The following is a 14,957-nucleotide window of genomic DNA, read 5'->3' on the forward strand; positions in this document are numbered from 1 at the left end:
CTGTAGCTCATAAACCGCTCGACGGATAGTCCTTCAAATTTGCGGCATGATGCAAGGCGGCGGTGATCGCCTGCCGCGTACGCCTGTATCCTTCCCCCTGATCTGATCTGGGCGTGCGCTGGCGTCCTGGCGCCTTGGGCATCGTCCGTCTGTCGCCGCGCGTCACGGCAAGAAGTTCGTCCCGTGAAACCCGCATGGAGGCAGTCATTCCCGAGCGCGCCCGGACAGGGAACGTGGCGACGATGCTGGCCCCGCGGCTAGTCCGAAGCTCTCCCCGCCAAGTCTGACAGTGAACAGAAATCCTGGGCGTGAACGGCAATGCGCGCGCGACTCTCCAGCCCTTCCGCGATGTTCTCACGAAGGGGTCGATGTCTTTGAACAGGACGGGCAGCGGGGTGCGTTTTCGTTGTGCCGCGCGCCATTGCGCGTCAGTCGCGGCAAGGCTACGCAGTCGACGATGGCTAACAATTTCTTCGCGATGGGCGAGCCAGGCGAGGCACGCCGCGGCACCAGCAAGCGCAACGACGGTAACGCCAAACCCGGTGATCACGGCGTTGGTGACGCCCTGACGGATCGCTTCGAACGTGAGAAAGGCGAAGACCAGTGCGACTGCCATTCCCGCGACGCCGGCGAGAACAGGGTGTTCGCTGAACGCGCGCCTACGCCACGACAGAGCGAATTGGCATCCGGCTCGCAAAGGGCCGAATTGCGGGCCGAGTCCAGTGTTTTTCGAAGCTTCGCTTCGCCGCATTGCGGCCTAAGCTTTGACTCAATTTCCTGCACCGAAACAACGAAAAAACAGCGATGTCCACACGACTTCACCGGGTGTCTCGCGCGGTCGGTTTTGCCCTTGCCGCCGCGACATTCGTTATATCTGGCACGGTGCTAGCCAGACATCCCACCCGGTTTTCCTCGTTTTCCGCGGACGATCAGATTTTCATCAAGTTGCATGACGCTGCCCGCGACAACGATCCCGCGCGTGCCGCGCAATTGGCGAGCCTGATCCCGAATTATCCGGCGCCGGCTTATCTCAGCTATTTCCAGATCAAGCCGCGTCTGTTCAACGGCGCGGGGCATGCGAATCTCGACGCGCCGGACGCACCGGTGCTGTCGTTTCTGCAACGCTACGACGGACAGGCGGTTGCCGACCGTCTACGCAACGACTACCTGCGCGTGCTGGGGGCGCGCCACGACTGGCACGATTTCGATTCGCAATATTCACAGTTCGTCCTGGACGACGACACGCAGGTGAAGTGCTATGCGCTCGAGTCGCGCGCCGCGCGGGGTGAGAACGTGGCCGACGCGGCGCGCGCGCTGCTCGTCGAGCCGAAGTGGTACGGCGACGGCTGCGTCGATCTGATCACCGCGCTCGACCGTAACCGGCAGTTCACTTCGGAGGATGTCTGGCAGCAGATTCGCCAGGCCTACGAACAGGGCGCGACGACGACGGGTGGCAGACTGGTCGATGCGCTGGGCGCGGCGCGCCCGGATCCGCTGCTCCTCGATCAGGCGACGAACCAGCCGCGCCTGCTGCTCGCGAAAGGCGTCCAGATGGATGTGGCGTCCCATCAACTCGCGCTGCTCGCCATCACGCAGGTGGCGGCCAGCGATCCGGCGGCGGCCGCGGCCATCTTCACCGCGATCGCACCGTCGCTTACCCTGGCGGAACGCGCTATAGGCTGGGGCACGATTGCCTATCAGGCGGCGACCCGGCAGCTGTCAGGCGCGGTGGACTGGTACCGGCTATCGGCGAACGCTCCCCTGTCGAGCCAGGCCTATGAGTGGCGCACGCGCAGCGCGCTGCTGGCAGGAGACTGGACGATGGTGCGCTGGTCGATTGAGCAGATGCCGGCCGCGCTGCGCGCGCAACCCGCATGGGTCTACTGGTACGCGCGCGCCTTGAAGCAGAGAAGCGAGGTGGCGGCAGCCGACCAGGAATTCGGAAAGATCGCGGGAACCTACACCTTCTATGGCCAGTTGGCCTCCGAAGCGCTCGGCCAGCAGATCGTAATTCCGCCACAGACCAAAGTGACCGACGAGGAAGTTGAGAAGGCCGGCCAGACACCGGGCTTCGAGCTGGCAATACGTTTTTATGCGCTGCACCTGCGCACGGAAGGCAACCGTGAGTGGAACTGGCAGTTGCGCGGCATGACCGACCGGCAACTGCTCGCAGTCGCCGAGTACGCACGCCGCATCGAGCTCTATGACCGGGCTGTGAGCACCGCCGACCGGACGCAGACCGAGCATGATTTTTCGCTGCGCTACCTGGCGCCGTTCCGCACGATTGTCGAGCGCGATGCGCAGTCCACCGGGTTCGCTGTCGAATGGGCGTATGGCCTCATTCGCCAGGAGTCGCGCTTCATCATCAATGCGCGCTCGGACGTTGGCGCAGGCGGCCTGATGCAGGTGATGCCGGAGACCGCAGCGTGGGTCGCGAGGAAGATCGGGCTCGGTACGATTTCGCGGGCGAGGATGAATGACATCGACACGAACATCCTGCTCGGCACGTATTATCTGTCGATGATTTACAACCAGCTCGACCGTTCTGCCGTGCTCGCGACCGCCGGCTACAATGCCGGCCCTGGGCGCCCGCGTAAATGGCAGGCCAACCTGCCACGTCCGGTGGAAGGGGCGATTTTCGCGGAGACGATTCCCTTCAACGAAACCCGCGACTACGTCAAGAATGTGTTGTCGAACACGGTCTACTACGCGGCGCTGTTCGATGGCCGCCCGCAATCGCTGACGGAGCGGCTTGGCCATATCGAGCCCCGATGACATCGTGCCCAACGCTGCTGCGCTGACCGCATGGGCGCGGTGGTCGCGGCTACATTTGCGACACTGAACAACGATCCATCTATATCTGGATGGCCTATCAACGGGGAACCGAGAAAGTGAAGGTGAATTCCGCGAGCCGCGACGTTGCGATAATACCGACATCTTGTACAAGTTGGTTGTGATGTGATGGACGACTCCCGCTAAACAGCGAGAGATTCATGCCAAAGTGGGCAGGTCGTGATGCCCACGGCAAAGGAGCGTTCATCACATCACAACCCGAAACACTAACACTCATTTCTGTCCAGGATTTCTGCGGCAGATCGCCTGTCGCGGGCGACGTGCCTAGCGCGCCGCGATCCCCTGGGCTCCGGACGGTACGCCAGTTACGGCCCCAATCGGTTCGAGTGTGCCGTCAGGCATCACGCGAAAACCACTTACCGCGCCGTTTCCCTCCCGTACGTAGAGGAATTTGCTGCGACTGCTGAGCGCCATGTCGAGTGGCGCGTCGAGCGTACCTGCAGCCGGATTGAGCAAACTTAGCGTACCATCCGCGCCAATTTGCAGACTGCTGATTGTGCCGCTACCGGCATTGGCGGTATAGGCATACCGTCCGTCGCCGGTTGTGACAAGCCAGCACGGGGCCGTCTGCCCCAGATGGACCGATGCACTGATCGAATCAAGATGCTTGCCATTCACGACCTCATATGAGGAAACCGAACCGGACCCGGCCTCAGAGACGATTGCAAAACCGCGTGCTGTGACGGAAAAACCGAACGGCGTAACGCCGTTTGAGGCGTGAGGCGTTGCAGTCGAGGCGTACCCGGTAAAACCGACGGAATACGTGTCAATGAGTTGCGTGCCCTTTTCGGTTACCAGCAATTCGTCGCCATCCGGCGCGAACCTGACTTGCGCAGGCTGGGCCGTGGTTCCGCCAGCAAGTAATCGCTGCGAGCCGGGTAACGGAACGAGGTGCTTGCCAAACGCGTCGACAAAATAGCCGCTGATGTTCGGTGTGCCACCGGCATTGAGCACATACGCGATGGCTCCCTTGACGGCCACGCTGACGGGCATTTGACCGCCCGATGGCTCTCTGTCGAGTAGCGTCAGTTTGGTGCCGTCGATCGCGAAAAGCGAAACATCGTTGCTGCCGGCATTCACAGCAAGCAGAAAGCCCGAGTCCAACGTCAGCGAACCCTGCGAGCCTAGCGGATCGGATCCAGTGCCCGCTCCTTTTCCGCCAGTGGAATAGGTAGCCGCATAGGTAAGTGTTCCGTTTGCAGATCGAGAAAAGACAATAACCGAGTTTCCCGACAGCTGGTTTGAGAGAACGTAGACCGCTCCTTGCGGGCCGTCCTCGGAATCGGCTTGCGCGATACTGATTGAAGCGAATCCCAACGCAGTTGCGAGCGCGATGGTTCGAAATAGAAACGATGACCTGTACGTGACAATTGACATGGCGAACTCCTGACTTGGTAGACTCGATTTCGCTGCGGGCACTGCCACTACACTGGACGTCCGTTTTTCTGTCGGCGCGTCGATTGGCAGTACAGGAAACACACCTGACGCAAGACAACGTGCACGGAAAAATACATCAATTTTTTTACCATCCCATGCAATTTCGATTCCTTATCAAATAGTCGGAACTGGTTCCACGGCCGTTTCATTCCTTCCATTCAGGAATGGCGAAACCAGAACTCCGCACGCTGACTGGTGACGCTCATTCGGCGGCACGCCAGTTATAACCTCAGCTCTCCTACACATCTGTTTATAGCGAACGATATTTGACTCCGTGAGCGCGCGACCCGCGTTTTCGCCTCGCCCAACCTTTGTCACGTGACCGACGTCATATCCAACCACCGTGGACCTGCCCCCGACCGGTGCCGGGCCCGACCGTGACTGATAGCGTCCCGCCGTGACGCACGCCACTAACATCAACGCCTGCCTCGTCGGCTTTTTGAGCGAACTTGATCGCCGCCTCTGCCGCACGTCGATTCGAACTAACAAGTCCCTTCTGACCGTCGATCACCATTTCCGGCGTATAGGCGCTCTCACCAAAACGCGCGCTGTATTCCGCCTGGCGCTGCGTGGCCGCCTCCAGCGAGTAAGGATCCAGCCAGCCCAAGCTGTTCCAGTAAGTCACATGAAATGCAAGCGGAAGTTGCGGGCGGAACCGCATATCCACTCAACGCAGCCAGAATTCAGGGCCACCATCAAGCCGCACTCAGATGCGGACGTTCGTTGCCCCAGTCCGTTAGTTCGTTCGGTTACGCATCCCGGTTACAGCCGGAATTATTTTTTTTCGCGAGAAAGCACCTGCTGCAGTTCCTGCGAGCGTCCTGCGCCCTCTCCCCCTCCAAGCTTCATGCAAAAGATTCGATCCGTGTAACCGACGTTCGGAATCACGCGAATTAGCTGGTGTATCCACGACGGATACCTCTCAACTCAATCACTGGAGAACGTCCATGTCCGCAAAAACCACTGTTAGTTCGGCCCTGCTCGCAGGTGCCGTTGCAAGCCTGCTCGCTTCGGTCGCTCATGCCGCGCCGCTCACGAAGGAAGAAGTGAGCGCCGCGATGGCCGCTCACAAGGAAAAGTGCTTCGGCGTCGCGCTGAAGGGCCAAAACGACTGCGCCGCTGGTCCGGGCACAACCTGCCAGGGAACGTCGACGGTCGACTTCCAGGGCAACTCGTGGAAGTTCGTTCAGGGCGGCACCTGCGCGAGCATCGTCGTGCCGGGCGGTGGCCACGGTTCGCTCACGCCGATCAAGTCCTGATCGCGACGACGACGAAAGGGAGGGGACGGTCATGAACACTTCCATCCGATCAGCGGCGGGCTCCGACCGTCCCCTTTGCGCAGCGCCAGGGGCGGCCGGGCTCGCGGGCACTAGCTTCAAGCACGAACATTTCGCGGCGATTCTCGAACACGGCCTGCAGGACGGCTTCTTCGAGGTACACGCCGAGAACTATATGGGCGCTGGCGGGACGCCGCACCGCGCATTGAGCGCAATCCGCGAGCGCTATCCGGTCTCGCTGCACGGTGTTTGCATGTCGATCGGCGGACCAGATGGGCTCGATGCCCGCCACCTCGCGCGCTTTTGCGAGCTGGTCGCGCGCTATGAACCAGCGCTCGTTTCCGAACATCTCGCGTGGTCCTCGCACGGTGGCACGTTCTTTAACGATCTGCTGCCACTGCCTTACACGAAGGCTGCGCTCGACCAGGTCTGCGAACACATTGATCAGGTGCAGGAAGCCATTGGACGTCCGATGCTGCTCGAGAATCCGTCGACGTACGTGGCGTTCGAGTCGTCGACGATGACCGAAACGGACTTCATCCGTGCTCTCGCACAGCGCACTGGCTGCGGGCTGCTGCTCGACGTCAACAACGTTTTCGTTTCGGCGACCAATCACGGTTATCAAGCACGCGCTTATCTCGCGGATTTTCCTCTCGAATATGTCGGCGAGATTCACCTGGCCGGCCACAGCGAGCAACTCGACGACGAACACGCGCCGCTGCTCATCGACAGCCACGACCGCGCCGTAGCCAATCCGGTATGGGCGCTCTACCGCGATGTGATCGCGCGCACCGGACCAATGCCGACGCTGATCGAATGGGACAGCCAGCTGCCTGCGTGGCCTGAACTGCGCGCACAAGCACTGGCGGCCCGGAGAATTGTCTGCGAACTTGCCCGCAAAGGTGGATTGGAATCCGATATATATCACCCGGAGCGCGTCGACCATGAAGCCTGAGCAATACACGATCGACTACGCGGCGACCTTTGCGCGGGGACTGACGAACCCCGAACTCGCCACGCCGAAAGGCATCGTGGCTACGCACGGCAAGGGCGTCGTCAAGCGCTATAACGTCTATCGCAACAACGTCACAGTCAGCCTCATCGATGCGCTCGCCGCGATTTATCCCGCCGTGCAGCGCATCACGGGCGTCGAGTTCTTCCGCGCGATGGCCCGCTTTCACGTGCGTGCAACGCCACCGGCTTCACCGCTATTGTTCGAGTACGGACGCGATTTTCCGGCGTTCATTGAAACCTACGAATACGCGGGTGACATGCCCTGGCTTGCGGATACGGCACGCATCGAGCGCGCGTGGCTCGACGCGTATCACGCCGAGGATGCCGTTCCGCTCGCGGCCGAGGCATTCGCGAGCATCGATCCGGGTTCGCTCGCACAGGTGCGCTTCGTCCCGCATCCGGCCGCGCGCATCGTGCGCTCGCGCTACCCGGCCGTCGCGATCTTCGCAATGAACCGCGCGCCTGGCCCCGTCACCCCGCTGCATTCGAGCGACGCAGAAGACGCGCTCGTCACGCGGCCCGAATGCGACGTGATTGTCTCGCGCCTGCCCTCGGGCGGAGCGGCGTTTCTCGTCGCGCTCATCGAGGGCATGCCGCTCGGCGCCGCCGCTCAGGCCGCCTTCGAGGAGAGCGACTCCTTCGACCTACCGGCCAGCCTGGCCGCGATGATTTCGGCCGGCGTGTTCGCAGCCGTTCAACTGGGAGCGTAACCACCATGCAAACTCGACAAGACTCCAGACCGTCTTTTGCGAGCAACGTCGCGCACGCGATCGGATGTGCCCGGCGCTTCATCGAACGGCTCGCACAACCGTCGTTCGTGCAGCTCATGCTGCGCCTCGCGCTTGCCGTGCCCTTCTGGAAATCGGGCATCCTCAAGTGGCACGGTTTCCTGCAGCTCAACGACACGGCCATCGATCTATTCACCGACGAATTCAAGCTCCATCTGCCTGGCGGCCCCTATCCGTTCCCAGCGCCCGCCCTCTTCGCGTTCCTCTCCGCGTGCGGCGAAGTCGGGTTTCCGGTGCTGCTCGTGCTCGGATTCGGCACGCGCTTCGCGGCCGCCGGATTGCTTCTGATGACGTGCATCATCGAGCTGACAGTGCCGGACGGCTGGCCGATCCATATCACGTGGGCTGCCATGGCGCTCGCCATCGCCGCGTGGGGTCCCGGCGTAATATCGATCGACTATCTGCTCGGTGACCGCGCGTACCGCTCATGAAAACGCGAGGAATGGTCGCCCAGCTCGCGTGCGACGTGTCGTCCATCGAGCGCAACGCCGTCGCGAGGCGCCTTACGCGCGCCGTTGCACGGCTTCGCCGGCAGCACGGTCCTGCTGGTCGCGCCGGACGGTGTGGGCAGCGACATGCCCGAGCGGATCCTCACGACGATGTTCTGGGTGCTTCTCAAGCTGATGCTCGGCATGACATGGCGCGCGACGACGGCTAACGTCGTGCTGCTCTCGCTACCTCGCTCGCCGTGATGACGCGCGCGATGAAGCAGCTCGCACCGACGCGTCTCGCCGTCGCCGGCGCGGGCACGGGTCTGCTGGCCGGCGCGCAGGGATTGCTCGTCTAGTCGCTCCGTTGCCCGGAGATGGTGGTCCTTTTTGGGGTGTCTGGTACGTGCTCGCGATCGTCATCACGACCGCAGTCGGCTCGGCCGTCGCGCCGCATTGTCTGCGCTGGTGAGATTCGCGTCGACGCCCCGTTTGCCGTGATGGTTCACTCGAAATGGTGCCGTATGCTCCGGAACGCCTTCAAACGCCTGCTCCGCCTGGCTCCCAAAGTACGCGCGCTTTGCATGCCGTGGCTTCTTCTTGCCACGCGCGTCTGGTTCGGACAGATCGTGCTCGTGCATCAGATCATGGCCATGGCGGAAAGCAATCAAGGCGGCGTAACCGGCGTCAGATTGCATGCTCCGTCCAGCGTTGATGCAGCGCTTCACGGTATCGTGCCGCTCCTGCTCACCGCAGGCCTCCTCACCCGGCCCATAGCGCTGGTGTTGCTCGTTGGTGGATACGGATCGATCGCCCTCGGTCCGGGCGGCGCAACGCTGGTCCTGCTCGCGTGGCTGGTCGTGCTGGGTCCGGGAACGTTTTCCCTCGACGCGATGCTGGGGCGGGGCTTGGCGTGGGCTCCACTTGGGCCGGTCCGACAGATCGGGAAATTCTATGAGCTGATAGAACGATATGTGTCACCTGCGCTGCTGCTCGTTTCGCGCGCAGGCATAGCGGCATCGCTCTGTCTCGCTTGCGCATCGACGCCCTCCCTGTTCCATCAGGCCACTCATCACAGTCTGGTAACACTGTTTGTCTATCCATCATGGATCGCCGCGATGCTCGCATTCTGCATCGCTTTCGGCTGCATGACGCGACCGGCGATGTTCATCTATGCCGCCATGGTTCCACTCGCTGGCATAGCGATGTCCATGGACGACCGGCTCGCAATTCTCCTCCTATTACTTATGTTTGTAGCCACGGGGCCCGGCGTCATTTCGGTGGATCAGTTATTCACCCACTGGGTGCTCAACAGCCCGGGCAGCGCGGAAGGCGGGTTGGATCGGCATCCACATGTTGTGGTGGTAGGCGGTGGCTTTGGCGGGATCGAGGCAGTTCGCGGTCTACGCAATTCGCAGTGCCGGATCACCCTCATCGACCAGCGGAATCATCATCTGTTTCAGCCGCTGCTCTACCAGATCGCCACCGCAGCGTTGTCGCCCGGGGAAATCGCAACGCCGATCCGAAGCCTCTTTCGCGGACAACGAAACGTGCAGGTACGTCTGGGGAGAGTCACGGGCATCGACACCGCCACCCGCGAAGTGCTAATCGGCGTAACCAGCCTGAAATTCGACTATCTCGTACTGGCGACCGGCGCACGTCACAGTTACTTCGGCAACGATCATTGGGCGCCGTACGCGCCCGGGCTGAAGAGCATAGAGGACGCAACCTCCATCAGGAGCCGTCTGCTGCGGGCATTTGAAGAGGCGGAAACGGCCGCCGACGAAGCATCCCGTGCCGCGTGGCTAACGTTCATCGTCGTCGGCGGAGGACCAACGGGTATCGAGCTGGCCGGCGCCATCGCGGAACTGGCGCACCATGGGATGGAGCAGGAATATCGCACCTTCGATCCGTCGATATCGCGTGTCATCGTGGTTCATGCGGGCCCGCGCGTTCTGCCGACATTCCCGCCTTCCCTGTCTGCCGCCGCGGAACGTTCCCTTCGGAAGCTCGGTGTCACGGTCTACCTCGATACGAGAGTGCTGGGCGTGGATCAGGATGGCGCCGATCTCGGAAAAGAAAGAATTGCATCCCACACCATCCTGTGGGCTGCCGGGGTGGCGGCGTCTCCGGTTGCCAAATGGCTAAACCAGCCAGAGGACGCGTCGGGACGAATCAGGGTGAACGAAGACCTCTCTGTTCCGGCAGTTGAAGGCGTCTATGCAATTGGCGACGCTGCTTCGAGTCTGGGCTGGAACGGAGCAGCGGTGCCGGGGTTGGCGCCTGCCGCGAAACAGCAGGGAAAATATGCTGCGCGGGTGATCGACGCGCAGCTTGCGGGACGCCGTCGTCCACCACCGTTTCGATACAGACATTTCGGAAGCCTCGCGACAATCGGGCGCGAGGCCGCAGTGGCGGAAATCGGCCCCATCCGCATGTGGGGTGCGCCAGCATGGTGGTTCTGGGGCGCCGCACATATCGCATTCCTCACCGGCGGGCCGAACAGAGTGAAGGTCCTGCTGGATTGGCTCTGGGCCTATATCACCTTCCGACGCGGCACGAGACTCATTACCGATCCGGCTTCCGACAGGCGGTCGGATTGATATTCGCAGTGCGCACACCGGCGCTTGGTGCGCTCGGAGCATCGCCTGCTGAGGCTCGCGCTCCGCGCCTGCCGGCAACCAGTTTGCGCCTGCTTACCCGCCATCCCGGGTCGGCTGCTCCTCGCGCGCATACCGCGTAGGTGGCCGGCCGACGTGCCGCGTGAAGGCAACGCTGAAGGTGCTGGCCGAGCTGTAGCCGACACGTTGCGCAATCTCGGTGATGCGGGCGTGAGCGGGGCAGCAGATCGTTCGCGAGCGCCATGTGCCGGGTCAGCAGGTGTTCCATCGGCGCGAGCCCCAGCGATTTGCAACGTCCCTCCGCCTGAAAGGATGTAGTGCATGCCGAGCGCGTTGTTAGCGTCCAGATCAAGCACAAAACCCTCGCTGAGAAGGCACTGGGACAGGCCCAGCACGCGAATGTCGAGCAGCGTGATGAGTTCGTCGGGACCAGCGGGAGAACTTCGTGCAGCCGGTGTCATCGAGGCTCGCATGCGGCCATGGCACTTACCAGCGCAAAAGACGCGGACCGAGCAGCGCACCGATCAACGTCGGCACCAGCATCCCTAGCAAATACCAGACACCCCAGAACGGGATGCCCATTTCCGGACAATGCAGGCAATACGCGAGCGCCGCAATCGCACCGGCCAGCAAGCCTCCCGCCGCACCCGAGACAGCGAGCCGCGTCGGCGCCAGTCCTTTGAGCGCCCAAAACACCGCAGCAAAGCCGGGAACCGCCAGCATCGCGATAAGGAACGGACAGACTCGCCAGGTTTCGCCGAGCACGATCGCGAGCCGAGCGTCCTTGGGCGCAGCCATCAATACATACGCTGACGCCAGCCACACCGCCGCGACCGGCGCAGCAATCAACCAGCCGCTGCCACCCGCGCGCACGCCTGGCCGCGAGAGCCGCGTCGACATCCACAGCGAGCCTATCATCAGACATAACGGCAGCGCGATCTTGGCCCAGAAGATAGGCTTGAGTGCAACTTCGGTGAGGTCACGCCGGATGCCGAGCAGCGTCGCCGTGATCAGCGTCGCAGCAGCCGCGCCAACCAGTACTGCGACGCAAAAGCGTTTCGCGATCACGTGACGGTCCACCGGCGAAACACCGGCCGCCAGCAGGGAAATGAATTCATCCGTATTCATCGCGTTCCTCGAATCCTTGCAGCCAATGCCTTGAGTCCACGATGCACGCCGACCTTGACCGCCGACTCCGACAAGCCAGTCAACTTCGCGGTCTCCATCACGGATAGTCCTTCGAGTTTGACATGCATGATCGGCAGACGCTGGCGATCAGGTAACTGCTCCAGCAGCTTCACGACGTCACGTTTTGCTTGCGCCGGCTCGAGATCAGGTGCGGCGAGCAATTCGGCTGCATCGTCGAGCGGATCGTTCAGCGCGTCGTGCCGGGAGCGCACCCGAAAGTAATCTGCCAGCTTGTAGCGTGCGATTGCGTGGATCCATGCGGTCAGCGGCTCCTCCGCGCGATATGTGTCCCTTGCGTTGTGAACTGCCAGCAATATCTCCTGCACGAGATCCTCGACATCGGCCGCACGATCGTGAAGCCGCCGCCGCAGAAAGCCACGCAAGTGCCCGCCCAGTTCCGCGAGAAATTGCCGGTATCCGGCACCATCGCCGTCCAGCCCGCGCAGGAACAGGGCGCGCAGATGCGACTCCTTCCCCTGCGCGAGGGAGATATCAGTAGTTCGCTTCATCGAGGGTGCCGGTTACAGGAAACAGGAGTTTATTCCATCGCCGCGAGCATCGGCGTTCCCGGACGGCTCGCGCTTGCCTCTTTTATCCGCGTGAGCGAAAAAGCCTCGCGGGATGTAACCGCGCCCTGACACATGACAAACTACCTTACAGATGCAGGATGACGACGCATCGGTAGTTGCCGGATGGCGGTCTTTTCTGTTCCACACGGCCCGGTCACGAGCTATAGCGACGAATATGATGCGTCAGATCGATGCCTGAAATCGTGGTCGCGACATTCCTGAACCGTTTGAAACCGCCCATCACATTCGTTCTGGATTTGATGTGGCGATGGGGCGCTGTCACGTTAAGGGGTTTGCGACGCAATAGCGGAGAGGACGCGCATTTGCTCAGAAAGCGGACGGATCTCGGGTGATCTCACTGAAGCGATGCCAGGCGTCGAAGCGTGCGGCGAGTTGTTTGCGATAGAGCGAGGCGCGCAGTAGATGTCGCTTGAGCGCGAAGTGCTGCCGGATCGGACCGAAGCTCGATAGGAAAGCCTGCGTGCGTTCAGGATCGCGGAAACCACGCATGTGTCGCTCGCGTTCGCAAGTCGGTTGATGACTGTTTTCGGCCCTGTTGTTCAGCCGCGCACTTGCTTTGACGAATGCGTGCCTGATGTGATCGAGCTCAGGAATCTCGGCTTTCGCCGCCGGATAGCTGCGCATTTGATCGGTCACGATCTTGCGCGGTGCTTGAGCACACGAGGCAAGCACGCTCTTGAAAAATCGTTTGGCTGCAGCCTTGTCACGGCGCTTCTGTAGCAGGATATCGAGCTCGACGCCGTGCTGACCGACGGCGCGCCATAACAGGTAAGGCTCGCCGCGCAACGTCACAAATACTTCGTCAAGGTGCCAGGTCGTGCCGGGCTTGCGGCGAGCCGCCTTGACACGATGCGGGAAGCACGCGCCGAATTTATCGCACCAGCGTCGGACCGTTTCGTAACCGACTCTTACCCGACCATCTCAGCAACGTGACAGTGCCGCGGCTGCGGCATCGTCGCGAACGGGGGCCGTGGCGCAACGCGCCGGGATTGCGCGCGACCCGCTTGCGAGACGTTGTTTAACGGCTGTTTCGCAAGATCAACTGGTTCGACACCGACCTGACTCCGCGCACTGATCTTGCCGCGTTGCCAGCGATCGCGATCTGCCTTCGCTCCGGTACCCATCCGGTGAGCGTAACGATGCCAAGGCGCGCCCCGACCCGAATCCCTGAAGCATCCAGGTTCGGTGTGCGTCTGAGGGCGCTGCGGACGTCACGACTCACGGCACTGTCCGGCCTGTTCTGAAGCCGCGACGTCGAGTACGCCACGCTTTGCACCGTCGCGCCGGCCCGCGTGTTCATGCCCGTCTGCGCGTTCGCATCGATCGATCCACTACTCATGATGACCATAGCCAGGATCGCGCCGATTTTTCTGCTCGCACCATTCACGTTCATGCGCCCCCCTCCGCAAAGGATGAAAGACCCATAAGTTCTCAACTTGGGGGGAACGTACTTCTGGCGCGAAAAACGGCGGTTCTACGGTGTTCTGGCGCTACGATCATCCCTGGAGGGCGTCACGGCTTCGATAACCGCCGGCTGGGGATAAATCGCCGATGTGAAAAGCGGATGACCGCAGGCGCACGCGGGATCGATCGTCAGCGTTTCGCGGAGTCGTCGTCGGGCAAGTCCTTGTGGACCACCTCAACGTCGACGGTCCGACCGTCGTCTCCGAACGCACGCGCCTGCCGACGCAGCGCGCGCATCTTCCACCAGAGATAGCCGACGACGATCGTGCCCACTCCGAACAGCACGGCGAGCAGCACCACTGAAAGCATCGCGGCCACCACGAGCACGATCACGCCCAGAACCGCAGCCAGCAATCGGCCGAACCATCCGGAGCCGCCGATCCGGATCCCTGTCTCGTACGTCACGCGCCGCGGCGGCGGTCTGCCGTTCTGCATCCCTCTCCTCCCTGCCGCCGTCCGGCGAATACCGGCAGGCGGTCGTCAGTCGTCCGTTGCCTGAATGTGAACCGCTGACGCGGCGGGCATCGAGGAAGCTCGCGCATGATTGCCTCTTCCCGTGGGTTTGCTCACTGTCCGACCATCTACCGGGGAATTTCGCTAACCTGATGCTAGCACTTTCGCAGGTCGCCTCGCCTTGCAAGCAGGCAGCACGGCGGTTAACGCCTGCAAGCGTTTTGTCCGGTCCGGCGCCCCTCGCCTGCGGCCATGAGGACCGCATTCTGCAGCGATTTGCCGCCAACTCTACTGGGCAAGGTAATTCGGCGCGCTTCGGGTGTTCAACGGCAAGCACCTTGATGATTGCCTTGAGCAGCACCAAAAGTGCTGTATGAGTCGCGAAAGGACCGATCAAGTTTTCTCCGGACATCGACACACGATCCAGCCATAAAGATAAGTCTCTGGATTGTTTGCTGATCTGCCATGGAAACACTCGACCTCGAACCCCAGTTGCTTGACGCCCGCCGCGGCGTGTCCTTCAGCCTCGCACGACCGCATGGCATCGTTGAATGCGTGATTGCGGTCGAGGCACTCCAGGAATACTTCTGGCTCGAACCCAACGCTGATGACTTCCACATCCTCGAGGCTTTCCGGAGCGGCTATGGCCGCATCCGTGCGGTCGCCGAGCGCAAGGTGCTCGCCCATCCCACCAAGCCCCTTGAGCTGACAGCTGAGGATTTCGCGCGACTGTGAACGGCTGGCGACGAATTGCGCCACGGCTCTGCAAGCTGGTTTGTGGCTCCACGCAGCGGACTAGAGTCGCTTGCGTGGTCGACCGTTAGTTGCACACAATTACCTATAT

At 61.8% G+C, this 14,957-nt stretch carries 14 protein-coding genes and 4 pseudogenes; 8 read left to right on the top strand and 10 right to left on the bottom strand.

Annotation, left to right across the window (positions count from 1 at the left end):
* Nucleotides 1-7 precede the first annotated feature (7 nt).
* The gene (locus L0U81_RS31260; RefSeq protein WP_233809666.1) at nt 8-616 is read right to left on the bottom strand and encodes a hypothetical protein; all 609 of its coding nucleotides are present in this window, start codon (nt 614-616) and stop codon (nt 8-10) included.
* A gap of 188 nt (nt 617-804) precedes the next feature.
* On the opposite strand from L0U81_RS31260, the gene L0U81_RS31265 reads away from it, so the two are divergent.
* Nucleotides 805-2,775 (top strand): lytic transglycosylase domain-containing protein, encoded by a 1,971-nt coding sequence (locus L0U81_RS31265; protein ID WP_233809668.1) that lies wholly within the window; start codon nt 805-807, stop codon nt 2,773-2,775.
* Between the two features lie 342 nt (nt 2,776-3,117).
* Here L0U81_RS31265 and L0U81_RS31270 read toward each other — a convergent pair whose 3' ends face one another.
* Together L0U81_RS31270 and L0U81_RS31275 are read right to left on the bottom strand one after the other, a co-directional pair.
* Nucleotides 3,118-4,230 carry a lactonase family protein gene (locus L0U81_RS31270; protein ID WP_233809670.1) on the bottom strand — a complete coding sequence of 371 codons (1,113 nt, stop codon included), beginning with the start codon at nt 4,228-4,230 and terminating at the stop codon, nt 3,118-3,120.
* Between the two features lie 388 nt (nt 4,231-4,618).
* The gene (locus tag L0U81_RS31275) at nt 4,619-4,951 is read right to left on the bottom strand and encodes a DUF1223 domain-containing protein (RefSeq protein WP_233809672.1); all 333 of its coding nucleotides are present in this window, start codon (nt 4,949-4,951) and stop codon (nt 4,619-4,621) included.
* Between the two features lie 286 nt (nt 4,952-5,237).
* Between L0U81_RS31275 and L0U81_RS31280 the strand changes: the two genes are divergently transcribed.
* From L0U81_RS31280 to L0U81_RS31310, 6 genes and pseudogenes are all read left to right on the top strand, one after another.
* On the top strand, nt 5,238-5,549 hold the full coding sequence (locus tag L0U81_RS31280; RefSeq protein ID WP_233809675.1) for a BufA1 family periplasmic bufferin-type metallophore: 312 nt from the start codon (nt 5,238-5,240) through the stop codon (nt 5,547-5,549).
* A 31-nt stretch (nt 5,550-5,580) separates the two neighbouring features.
* A complete protein-coding gene (bufB, locus tag L0U81_RS31285; protein ID WP_267957349.1) occupies nt 5,581-6,522 on the top strand; it encodes an MNIO family bufferin maturase in 942 nt (313 codons plus the stop codon).
* Nucleotides 6,512-7,291: an HvfC/BufC N-terminal domain-containing protein gene (locus L0U81_RS31290; RefSeq protein WP_233809677.1), complete on the top strand. Its 780-nt coding sequence runs from the start codon at nt 6,512-6,514 to the stop codon at nt 7,289-7,291. The genes bufB and L0U81_RS31290 overlap by 11 nt, the downstream gene beginning before the upstream one ends.
* A 5-nt stretch (nt 7,292-7,296) precedes the next feature.
* Nucleotides 7,297-7,800, top strand: a complete 504-nt coding sequence (locus L0U81_RS31295) for a DoxX family protein (RefSeq protein WP_233809679.1) — start codon at nt 7,297-7,299, stop codon at nt 7,798-7,800.
* Nucleotides 7,797-8,269: pseudogene (locus tag L0U81_RS33755) on the top strand (DUF1109 domain-containing protein). Before L0U81_RS31295 ends, L0U81_RS33755 begins: the two are co-directional and overlap by 4 nt.
* Before the next feature lie 112 nt (nt 8,270-8,381).
* Nucleotides 8,382-10,400, top strand: coding sequence for an NAD(P)/FAD-dependent oxidoreductase (locus tag L0U81_RS31310; protein WP_233809682.1), 2,019 nt, complete (start codon nt 8,382-8,384; stop codon nt 10,398-10,400).
* A gap of 93 nt (nt 10,401-10,493) precedes the next feature.
* Here L0U81_RS31310 and L0U81_RS31315 read toward each other — a convergent pair.
* The 7 genes and pseudogenes from L0U81_RS31315 to L0U81_RS31340 form a co-directional block, all read right to left on the bottom strand.
* A pseudogene (locus L0U81_RS31315) lies at nt 10,494-10,698 on the bottom strand (helix-turn-helix domain-containing protein); the annotation flags it as partial.
* Between the two features lie 206 nt (nt 10,699-10,904).
* Nucleotides 10,905-11,546 (bottom strand): DUF1109 domain-containing protein, encoded by a 642-nt coding sequence (locus L0U81_RS31320; RefSeq protein WP_233809684.1) that lies wholly within the window; start codon nt 11,544-11,546, stop codon nt 10,905-10,907.
* On the bottom strand, nt 11,543-12,115 hold the full coding sequence (locus L0U81_RS31325) for a sigma-70 family RNA polymerase sigma factor (RefSeq protein ID WP_233809686.1): 573 nt from the start codon (nt 12,113-12,115) through the stop codon (nt 11,543-11,545). The genes L0U81_RS31320 and L0U81_RS31325 overlap by 4 nt, the downstream gene beginning before the upstream one ends.
* Before the next feature lie 238 nt (nt 12,116-12,353).
* Nucleotides 12,354-12,446 (bottom strand): annotated as a pseudogene (locus L0U81_RS33915) (IS6 family transposase); the annotation flags it as partial.
* Nucleotides 12,447-12,502: 56 nt separating this feature from the next.
* Nucleotides 12,503-13,108: pseudogene (locus L0U81_RS31330) on the bottom strand (IS6 family transposase); the annotation flags it as partial.
* Nucleotides 13,109-13,214: 106 nt separating this feature from the next.
* Nucleotides 13,215-13,589, bottom strand: coding sequence for a BON domain-containing protein (locus tag L0U81_RS31335; protein WP_233809688.1), 375 nt, complete (start codon nt 13,587-13,589; stop codon nt 13,215-13,217).
* 200 nt (nt 13,590-13,789) lie between these two features.
* Nucleotides 13,790-14,095, bottom strand: a complete 306-nt coding sequence (locus L0U81_RS31340) for a hypothetical protein (RefSeq protein ID WP_233809690.1) — start codon at nt 14,093-14,095, stop codon at nt 13,790-13,792.
* A gap of 483 nt (nt 14,096-14,578) precedes the next feature.
* Here L0U81_RS31340 and L0U81_RS31345 point away from each other — a divergent pair, with 483 nt between their 5' ends.
* Complete coding sequence (locus L0U81_RS31345) at nt 14,579-14,848, top strand: DUF1488 family protein (protein WP_233809692.1); 270 nt, start codon at nt 14,579-14,581, stop codon at nt 14,846-14,848.
* Nucleotides 14,849-14,957: the final 109 nt, after the last annotated feature.

Source organism: Paraburkholderia sp. HP33-1 (assembly GCF_021390595.1).
Taxonomy (GTDB): Bacteria; Pseudomonadota; Gammaproteobacteria; order Burkholderiales; family Burkholderiaceae; genus Paraburkholderia.

Coding starts and splice junctions, on each gene's coding strand:
- L0U81_RS31340 (WP_233809690.1), bottom strand. CDS start 14,095: ATGCAGAACGGCAGACCGCCGCCGCGGCGCGTGACGTACGAGACAGGG.
- L0U81_RS31280 (WP_233809675.1), top strand. CDS start 5,238: ATGTCCGCAAAAACCACTGTTAGTTCGGCCCTGCTCGCAGGTGCCGTT.
- L0U81_RS31335 (WP_233809688.1), bottom strand. CDS start 13,589: ATGAACGTGAATGGTGCGAGCAGAAAAATCGGCGCGATCCTGGCTATG.
- L0U81_RS31265 (WP_233809668.1), top strand. CDS start 805: ATGTCCACACGACTTCACCGGGTGTCTCGCGCGGTCGGTTTTGCCCTT.
- L0U81_RS31260 (WP_233809666.1), bottom strand. CDS start 616: ATGGCAGTCGCACTGGTCTTCGCCTTTCTCACGTTCGAAGCGATCCGT.
- L0U81_RS31325 (WP_233809686.1), bottom strand. CDS start 12,115: ATGAAGCGAACTACTGATATCTCCCTCGCGCAGGGGAAGGAGTCGCAT.
- bufB (WP_267957349.1), top strand. CDS start 5,581: ATGAACACTTCCATCCGATCAGCGGCGGGCTCCGACCGTCCCCTTTGC.
- L0U81_RS31290 (WP_233809677.1), top strand. CDS start 6,512: ATGAAGCCTGAGCAATACACGATCGACTACGCGGCGACCTTTGCGCGG.
- L0U81_RS31345 (WP_233809692.1), top strand. CDS start 14,579: ATGGAAACACTCGACCTCGAACCCCAGTTGCTTGACGCCCGCCGCGGC.
- L0U81_RS31310 (WP_233809682.1), top strand. CDS start 8,382: ATGCCGTGGCTTCTTCTTGCCACGCGCGTCTGGTTCGGACAGATCGTG.
- L0U81_RS31270 (WP_233809670.1), bottom strand. CDS start 4,230: ATGTCAATTGTCACGTACAGGTCATCGTTTCTATTTCGAACCATCGCG.
- L0U81_RS31320 (WP_233809684.1), bottom strand. CDS start 11,546: ATGAATACGGATGAATTCATTTCCCTGCTGGCGGCCGGTGTTTCGCCG.
- L0U81_RS31275 (WP_233809672.1), bottom strand. CDS start 4,951: ATGCGGTTCCGCCCGCAACTTCCGCTTGCATTTCATGTGACTTACTGG.
- L0U81_RS31295 (WP_233809679.1), top strand. CDS start 7,297: ATGCAAACTCGACAAGACTCCAGACCGTCTTTTGCGAGCAACGTCGCG.